We start from the raw sequence: 8522 nt of genomic DNA, 5'->3' as shown, positions 1-8522 counted from the left end.
CCCGCTTCCTTCAGACGCACCGCTTCTTCCACGGCGATTTCGTCGAACGGGTTCATCGACATCTTGACGTTGGCGATATCGACGCCCGTGCCATCCGACTTCACACGAACCTTCACGTTGTAATCGACTACGCGTTTCACTGCAACGAGGATTTTCAAACCCTATCTCCTTCCCATCATGAAACAGCTGACGCGCCTGCGCGTCAGCGGCCCTGTCACATCACGATTCCCGAACCGCACTTCGGGACGAGCACTGCGCGCTCGAAACTCAAAAATTCCTTTCGTCTGCCTTGAGTCCGACCGTTCTCACAGTAACGAGTCCCTGAGTCGGAGGCGATTTCGACTCGCGCTTCAAGAGCATTTCCGCCTTAGCATAGATCGTGTCCTCTACGAATACCGCGCTATTGTGGCCGGGGCACGAGCGCCATGACGTTACGACCAAGCGCACCGTCCACAAGTAACTCCTGTCCGTTCACGTAGCCGGATCGTTCGCTCGCGAGAAATAGCACTACGTCGGCAATGTCCTGCGGCTCGGCAATGCGCCGTGACGGCACCATCCGGGTCCGCGCACGCAGCATGGCGGGGTCATCGTAGTAGCGCGCACTCAATGGCGTGCGCACGAGTCCGGGACTCACTGCATTGCTGCGAATATTGTCATCAGCCAGTTCAACGGCAAGCTGCTGAGCGAGCATCGCGAGCGCAGCCTTGCTGCTGCTATACGCGCCGCCCGCCGGGATCGGCGAGCTCGCTGCAATGGAGGCGACATGAACCATCGAGCCGCTCTTCCCGGCGCGCATTTGCTGGCCGAAAGCCTGCGCGCACACCAGTGCGCCCGTGAGGTTCACCGCGAGCACGCGGTCCCAGTGCTCGACATCTAGTTCGAGCAACGCGCCCCGCAACGTGATGGCCGCGTTGTTCACGAGCACGTTGCAGCGCCCCAATGCGCGTTCGCTCTCGTGTGCGGCTTCGGCCACACTGGCCTTGTCGGCGACGTCGCAGCCGATGGCGATCGCCTTGCCGCCTTCGTTCCTGATGCGATCGACAATTTCGGCGCACGCCGAGCGGTCGCGGTCGAGCAGTGCCACGTGCGCTCCCTCACGTGCAAGCGAAAGCGCGATTTGCGCACCGATTCCGCCGGCTGCACCCGTTACGACACAAACTCTCTCCTCGAGACTGAGCCACGATTTCGATTTCATTGACCAGGATTCCTTTTGGTAGCTTCGCCGTAAAGCCGTGTCTACTACTGGCATCACAAGGCAGGCGCGCGCAGTTCGCCGATTACCGTCGCGCCCAGCGCCGTGCCGTGCACGGAAAGATGTGCGCCAAGCTGCATAGCCTGCAGAATTCCCGGCGCTGTCACACCCGCCTCGAGCGCCACGCGCACGAGGCGGCGCACGGCATCGGGATTGAACGCTGTGAAGCAGGCGTGCAACGCGATCTGAATGACGTTGCGCTCGGCATCGTTCAGCCCTCCGCCGGTCGCGCCATGCTCAAGAAAATCAAGCAGCACGTCCACGTAGGTGCGGTCCAGCGTGGCAAGCGTTTTCAGCATGCATGCGGCCTGCGGACATAGTCGCGCGATTCGTTCGCCTAACGCCGCATCGAACGACGATGGGGTCACTTGCGCTGCCTCCTGCGCGAGTATCGCCGCCGACTGATACACGCATTCGAGTCCCTGCGCGGCAACAAGATGCAGCACGTCGAAAACATCGGCCTCATTCGCGCCCGCAGCAAATGCGCCTGCCAGATGCGTTTTGAGACCCGCTGCATACAGATGCGCCGACGACGCGTCGAGCGCCACATAGATCAGCTCCACCATGCGCGCGGACAGTGGACCGTGGCGCGCGGGATAGCCTGCATAACGCGCGTATTGCTCCAGAAACGCCGGATGCGCATGCAGGATCGCTTCGGTCCATGGGCGCCAGTAGCCGCGCGCCTCGATGAATTGCGCCTTGATGCGCGCGCGAGCGGAATCGCTTTCGCTCATGCTGCCTCCTTGTTGTGCTGCCCGGTTGGCGGGGCTGCGCTTGCGGCGCGCGACGTTGCGCCCCTCATAGCGCACTCACGCGTAGCTCGGGCCGCGCACGCGCGAGCGCCCTGGTCTGCACGATCAAACCTGCCTTGCTCGGACTGTAAGCGCCGCGCCACGGAATGGCATGCAGCCCCGCGCCCGATGCGACGTTCACAATGCGCGCGCCGGGACGCAGCACGCGCGCGAGCGCCGCATAAACCCGTGCGGGCGCATCGAGATTGAGGGCGACGAGCCGCGCGAGTTGCGCGGCGCCCTGCTCCGCCAGCGGTACATTGCTGCTGTCCGACATGCCCGCGTTGTTGATGATCGCATCGAGCGCCGGCGCGCCCAGCGCGAGTGCGGCGATCTGGTCGGGTTGCGTGAGATCGGCCACGCGCACCAGATGTGGCGCACCGGCCGTCGCTGGCAAGCCCGACACGAGCCGATCGAGCGCCGCGCCGTTGCGATCGACCAGCACGCAGCGCCAATCTGCCGCGGCGAAACGCTGAGCTGCCGCCCAGCCGATGCCAGAGGCCGAGCCGGTGATCAGCACCGTCCTTACGGCGTGCTCGCCCATTGCCTGGTGATCCTATATATTCGTGAAGGTAATGCCGCCGTCGATCGTCAGCGCCTGAGCCGTGATGAAACCCGCCTCATCGCTCGCGAGGAAGGCGATGCCGCGCGCGATATCCTCGACTACGCCGAGCCGGCCGAGCGGCGTGCGCGCCACTCGCGCCGCATCGCGCTCCGCGTTGCGGTTGCGCTGCGTGCCTTCCGTCGGCACCGCCGAAGGGCAAACCGCGTTCACGCGGATACGGCGCGCGCCGAGCTCTGCCGCGGCTGCGCGCGTGATGCCGAGTATGCCCGCCTTGATGCCGGAATAGACCACGGAGCTTGCCGCCGAGCGCAGCGCCGCCGTCGAAGCCACGTTGACGATGGCGCCGCCGCGTTCGGCGTCCATCACTTCCGTAGCGGCCTGGATGCCCCAGATCACAGCCTTGAAGCCGATATCGAGCATGCGGTCCACCGTCTCCGGCAAGATCTCGGGCACGCCCTGATACCGCACCCACGCGGCGTTGTTGACGAGCACGTCGAAACGTCCGCGATGTTCGCGGGCCTCGTACACGGCCCCGGTCATGCCCTCGCGCGTGGCGACGTTGCGCACCACCGCGAAGGCCTGACCGCCTTCCGCGCGAATTTGGGCGACCGTTGCGTCCACAAGCTCTTCTTTCAGATCGTTCACGCCGACGATCGCGCCACGCGCGGCCAGCGCACACGCAGTTGCGCGGCCAATGCCGGCGCCAGCGCCGGTGACGAGCGCCACGCGAGCGTTCATGTCCTGTTGCATGTCTGTCTTCCTCACAATGCTGCGATGAATTCGCGGCCCACTTCGCGAGCGAGTCCGCCTGCCCCGAACGACGCATCAAGCTTGCGCACCTCGCGCAGCGAGTAATGCAGGGGCACCTCCCACGTGAAGCCCATGCCGCCGTGCAGATGAATGGCCTTCTCGATCACGAATGCCGCGTTCGCCAGCGTGCCGGCCAGCGCGGACCGCACGTCGCGCGCAGTTTCGTATTCGTCCGTCGCGATCGAACGGCGAATCGCAGCAGCGGACGCTTCCTGCACGAGCTTCATGCGCGCGAGCAAATGGCGCACGGCCTGTTTCGCAGAGAGCGGGCGGCCGAACTGGACCCGCGTGGACATATACGCGGCTGCGGTTTCCAGCGCGCCATCGGCCGCGCCATTCGCGAAGGCGGCGGCGAGCACCTGAAGATCGCGGCGAAGCCCGGAAAAGGCGTCGGCATCCAGCGTCGCAACCACCCGCGCGCTCACGAGCGTAAGCCAGACCTGCGGGCATTCGGGATCGAGCGCGGCGTCCGTTTCGCAGCTTGCCGTGCTCATGTCCACGAGCGCTGCGCAACCTTTGGCGTCGGCGACGAGCACCCAGTCGCATTCGTTCGCTTGGCGCGCATGGCCAGCCACGCCCAGCTCCATGCCGCCCTGAAGCGCCACGGTGGCGAGCTTTTCACCGCCGGCCAGCGAGGCGGCAATTTCGGTGCCGCCAAACGCCTTCGCCAGCGCGATCTGTTCAAGCAAGGGAAAGCGCAGTTGCTGTTTGCCCGCGGCATGCACGATGGGCACCGCAAAGTCGATATCGAGTCCAAGGCCGCCATCGTCCTCGCAGGCGCATACGCCCATCAGGCCCGCTTCGGCCAGCACGCGTGCCGCTTCGCGCGGGGAGCGAGATTTCGCGTCGTCGATGGGCGCCACGGCGGCCTGAGCGAATTCCTCGGGCTTGAGCCCGTCGTCTCGCATCGTCATATCAGAGATCCTTCGGCAGTTTGAGGATGCGTTGCGCGATCACGTCCATCTGCACCTCGGAGGTGCCGGCGTAAATCGTCTCCGCGCGGGAGAACAGGTAGGCGTGCGTGAAAGTCTTGCGAGCGCGCTGCGCAAGCGGGCTCGACACGGGGCTCACATGCGCGACCAGCGATAGGGCAAGACTCGCGAACTGCTGGTGGCATTCCGACCAGTAGAGCTTGGTGAGCGAGCCGCGTGCGCCGAGCGACTCGCCTTGCATCACCTGCTCAACAGTGCGCTCGACGAGGCCCTTGAGCGCGTCGATCTCGCACACCACGTCGCCAATGCGACGCTGGTAGTAGCCGTCGTCAAGTCGTTGCGCGAGCAGCGTGTCGGACTTGCAGGCGCTCACGAGCTGGCGCAGCTCGCATTCGAAGCGCCACGGCCGGTACATGCGGTTGGTTGCGCGCTCGATGGAGAGCACGCGGATGGCCGCGCTCCAGCCTTCGTCGGTCGCGCCAAGGCGTGCGCTGTCGGGCACCACCACGTCGTCGAAGAACACCTCGGCGAAGGACTCCTTGCCGTCGATCGACTTGATCGGCACCACGCGTATGCCCGGCGTGCTCATGGGCACGGCGAACATCAGCAGGCCACGATGCTTGTCGGCCACCGTGCCGGTGCGCGTGAGCAGCAGGCAGTAATGGGCCTTTGCTGCGCCACTCGTCCAGATCTTCTGTCCGTTGATGCGCCACGTGTCGCCTTCCTGCACGGCTTTCGTGCGCAGGCGCGCGAGGTCCGAACCGGCGTCGGGCTCGGAGAAGCCCTGGCACCAGTACTCGCGCACGGCGAGAATGGCGGGCAGGAACGCGCGCTTCTGTGCCTCGGTGCCGACAGCCATGATGACCGGACCCGCGAGTTCCTTGCCGATCGAGCTTACGCTCTCGGGCATGGCCAGCGCGCCGATTTCCTTGTTCACCGCGAGATGTTCGCGCATCGTGAGGCCGTAGCCGCCGTACGCGACCGGCCAGGTCATGCCTGCGAGGCCCGCGTGATACATCTGCGCTTCCCAGTCGCGGCACTCCTCGACCGTGGGGGCGCGCCAGGCGAGGCTGTCCGCGCGCATGTGCTCAGGCAGGTTCGCGCGCAGCCAGTCGCGCGCATGCTGGCGATAGACCGCCCGCCCCGCTGCGGGATCGGGCACCGCCGGGCTCTTATCCATATGCATCGTTATCCTCGCTGATTTGTGGGTGCGTTGCCTGCGGGAACCATGAGCGCGTCGAGCACGACGACGCCCTCTCCCGCGGGCCTGACCAGAATGGGGTTCATGTCGATTTCGGCCACGTCGGCGGCATGGCGGCAGGCGAACTCCGAGAGCCGCGCCACGGTGCGTGCGGCGGCTGCGAGGTCGGCCTTCGGCTGGCCGCGCGCGCCGTCGAGCAGCGCGAACATGCGCAGCGAGCGGATCATCTGCAGCGCCTCGCCTTCCGTCACCGGCGCGCGCTGCACGGAAACGTCCTTGAGGATTTCCGCGTGTATGCCGCCCATGCCCACCATCACCACGGGACCAAAGACCGGATCTCGCGACACGCCGGCGATCATCTCGACACCGCCACGCAGCATGGGCGCAACGAGCACCCCCGCGATACGCGCATTCGGCGCATGCTCCGCTGCGTTGGCGAGCAGGCGTGCATAGGCCGCGCGCACGGCTTCGCCATCGCGCAGGTCCAGCGCCACGCCGCCAATTTCAGTCTTGTGCGCAATGTCTTCCGAGGCAATCTTCAGGACTACCGGGTAACCGATCGAGTCGGCAAAGCGCACGGCTTCCTCAGCGTCGGCCACGATGGCTTCCCGCGGCACTTCGATGCCCGCCGCCGCCAACGCGGCCTTCGCGCGATGCTCGGTGCGGAACACCTCCGGATCGATACGCTCGAGCGGACCCGTGTAGCGCGGCGCACTCGCCTGATCACGCAGCTTGCCGAGGCGCACGAGCGAAGCGAGGCCGTGCGCGGCGGCGTCGATGCTGCCAAACACCGGAATGCCGAGCGCGTTGATCTGAGCAACGGCGTCGGCGGGGCCGTGGCTAACGATCATGAGCAGGCGCTCGGGATGGCTCTCGCGCACCTGCGCGAGTGCATCGAGATAGATGCCGCGCAGCCGCGAATTGAACAACGAGAGCGACATGAAGAGGACGAGCGTGCTGCCGTTCGGTTCATCCAGCAGCGCCGTGAGCATCTTGAGCAGGATGTCGGGGCGGCTCGACATCTGCGCGGACGCATCCACGGGATTGTTCGTGCCTGCCGTGGGCACCGCTTCATTGATGCGCGCGCGGGTGGCAGCCGCGAGCGGCGGCAGGCCAATGCCCGCTTGCGACATGGCGTCCGCCATCATGATGCCGAAGCCGCCCGAAGCGGCGACCAGCGTGGCCGTATCGGTTTGCGGCAGGCGCGCAGGCAGCAGCAGCGAAGCCGCGTGGCCCACATCGAGCATCTCTTCGATCGAGCGCACGCGCAATGCGCCGTGACGGTGGAACACGGCGTCGATCACCGCGTCCGAGCCGGCGAGCGCACCCGTATGCGAAGCGGCCGCGCTTTGTCCCTGCTCGGTCGCGCCGATCTTCAGCACGATCACGGGCTTGTTGCGCTCGCGGGCCGCTTCGAGCGCGGCAATGAGGCGATCCGCGTTGCGGCACGTTTCCATGCAACATAGAATCACGCGCGTTTCGTCGTCGTGCGCAAGCGCCGCGAGACCGTCCGCCACGTCGATATCGGCTTCGTTGCCGGTGGCAATGAAGCGGCTCACGCCCAGCCCGCGCCGCGCCACGCATTGCATGGTATGGCTGCCCACGTTGCCCGACTGCGAGACGATGCCAACGGTGCCCGCGGGCGGCATGCTTTCTTCGAGCGCGATGGAAAACGAACCGATGGTCCCATCGAGCACATTCACGGTGCCAAGGCAGTTCGGCCCAAGTATGCGCATGCCCGCCTCGCGTGCGATCGACACGAGTTCCGCCTGAAGCGCCGCGCCTTCGGGACCGGCCTCGGCAAAACCCGAGGAGAGCACGATGGCCCCGCGCACACCGCGCGCCGCGCAATCGCGCAACGCGTCGGCGGTTGCATTCGCGGGCACCGCGAGAATAGCGAGGTCGGGCGCGGTGGGCGTTTCGCGCACACAAGCGTAGGCTTTCAAGCCCTGGATTTCGCCACCACGCGGATTGACTGGATAGACCGGCCCCGCGTAACCGTATTTGCGCAGCAGATGCACTGGGCGTCCGCCGATCTTGTTGATGTCGTCCGAAGCGCCCACGATGGCAATGCCGCGCGCGTTGAAGAACGCGTCCAACCCCGCGCCGGGCCGCTGAAATTCACTGGCGTTCATGTTTCAGCGGCCCTTGAAAGCGGGTGCGCGCTTTTCGAGGAATGCCATGCGCGCTTCGCGTGCATCCTCGGTCTTCGAGAGCGCCATCGTGAAATCCTGCTCGTGGCGGTACGCTTCGCGCTGCGGCATCACTTCCACCATGTTGGCGGCGCGCTTCGCGTAGACGACTGCGAGCGGCGCTTTCGATGCAATCTCGCGCGCGAGCGCCATCGTTACAGGAAGCAATTCGCTCGCAGGCAGCACGTCTTCCAGCACGTTGCGGCGCAGGAGATCGTGCGCGCTCAGGCGTTGCCCCGTGAAAAACATACGCCGTACCGTGGACCGACCGAATAGCGTGCGCAGCATCGAAGCGCCACCCGCGAGACCCACGTTGATTTCCGGCATGCCGAAGCTCGCCTCCTCCGACGCGTAATAGATATCGCAGGACGCCATCAAGCCGAGTCCCGCGCCGAGCGCCACGCCGTTCACGGCGGCAATGACGGGCTTCGCGCATTCGCGAATCGCATTGCCGGTTTCGCGCGTCAGGCGGTTATGTTCGAGAAAGTCGCCGGCCACTTCGCTATTCGGACGATCGCGCAAATCGGCGCCCGCGCAAAACACCTTGCCGATGCCGGTGAGCACTGCGCAGCGAATATCGTCGCGCTCGGACACTTCGTCGAAGGCCGCAATGATCTGTCGGCGCATTTCGCGGTTCAGGGCGTTGACCGGTTCACGCGCCATCGTCACAAGCGCCACGCCATCGGCCACTTCGAGCCGCACCATACGTTCGCTCATGCTTGCGCTCCCTTGTTCGATTGTTCAATGGGCGCGACGGCGCACGCGGCCCGCAACGGGGC

8 protein-coding genes and 1 pseudogene are annotated in these 8522 nt (G+C 65.7%); all 9 read right to left on the bottom strand.

Annotation, left to right across the window (positions count from 1 at the left end):
- Positions 1 to 158 (bottom strand): annotated as a pseudogene (locus tag A3CW_RS54695) (electron transfer flavoprotein subunit beta/FixA family protein); the annotation flags it as partial.
- A 242-nt stretch (positions 159 to 400) separates the two neighbouring features.
- A complete protein-coding gene (locus A3CW_RS0144535; protein WP_028209209.1) occupies positions 401 to 1195 on the bottom strand; it encodes an SDR family NAD(P)-dependent oxidoreductase in 795 nt (264 codons plus the stop codon).
- Between the two features lie 53 nt (positions 1196 to 1248).
- On the bottom strand, positions 1249 to 1986 hold the full coding sequence (locus A3CW_RS0144530) for a carboxymuconolactone decarboxylase family protein (RefSeq protein WP_028209208.1): 738 nt from the start codon (positions 1984 to 1986) through the stop codon (positions 1249 to 1251).
- A 64-nt stretch (positions 1987 to 2050) separates the two neighbouring features.
- Positions 2051 to 2587, bottom strand: coding sequence for an SDR family NAD(P)-dependent oxidoreductase (locus A3CW_RS49980; protein WP_035515979.1), 537 nt, complete (start codon positions 2585 to 2587; stop codon positions 2051 to 2053).
- Between the two features lie 12 nt (positions 2588 to 2599).
- Positions 2600 to 3358, bottom strand: a complete 759-nt coding sequence (locus tag A3CW_RS0144520) for an SDR family NAD(P)-dependent oxidoreductase (protein ID WP_028209207.1) — start codon at positions 3356 to 3358, stop codon at positions 2600 to 2602.
- Positions 3359 to 3369: 11 nt separating this feature from the next.
- On the bottom strand, positions 3370 to 4332 hold the full coding sequence (locus tag A3CW_RS0144515) for an acyl-CoA dehydrogenase family protein (protein ID WP_028209206.1): 963 nt from the start codon (positions 4330 to 4332) through the stop codon (positions 3370 to 3372).
- Between the two features lies 1 nt (position 4333).
- Positions 4334 to 5530: an acyl-CoA dehydrogenase family protein gene (locus A3CW_RS0144510; RefSeq protein WP_245623911.1), complete on the bottom strand. Its 1197-nt coding sequence runs from the start codon at positions 5528 to 5530 to the stop codon at positions 4334 to 4336.
- Between the two features lie 8 nt (positions 5531 to 5538).
- A complete protein-coding gene (locus tag A3CW_RS0144505) occupies positions 5539 to 7686 on the bottom strand; it encodes an acetate--CoA ligase family protein (RefSeq protein ID WP_028209204.1) in 2148 nt (715 codons plus the stop codon).
- Positions 7687 to 7689: 3 nt separating this feature from the next.
- Positions 7690 to 8460 (bottom strand): enoyl-CoA hydratase/isomerase family protein, encoded by a 771-nt coding sequence (locus A3CW_RS0144500; RefSeq protein WP_028209203.1) that lies wholly within the window; start codon positions 8458 to 8460, stop codon positions 7690 to 7692.
- Positions 8461 to 8522: the final 62 nt, after the last annotated feature.

Source organism: Paraburkholderia nodosa DSM 21604 (assembly GCF_000519185.1).
GTDB classification, from domain to species: domain Bacteria; phylum Pseudomonadota; class Gammaproteobacteria; order Burkholderiales; family Burkholderiaceae; genus Paraburkholderia; species Paraburkholderia nodosa.
This window is presented reverse-complemented; position numbering and strand designations above follow the sequence as displayed.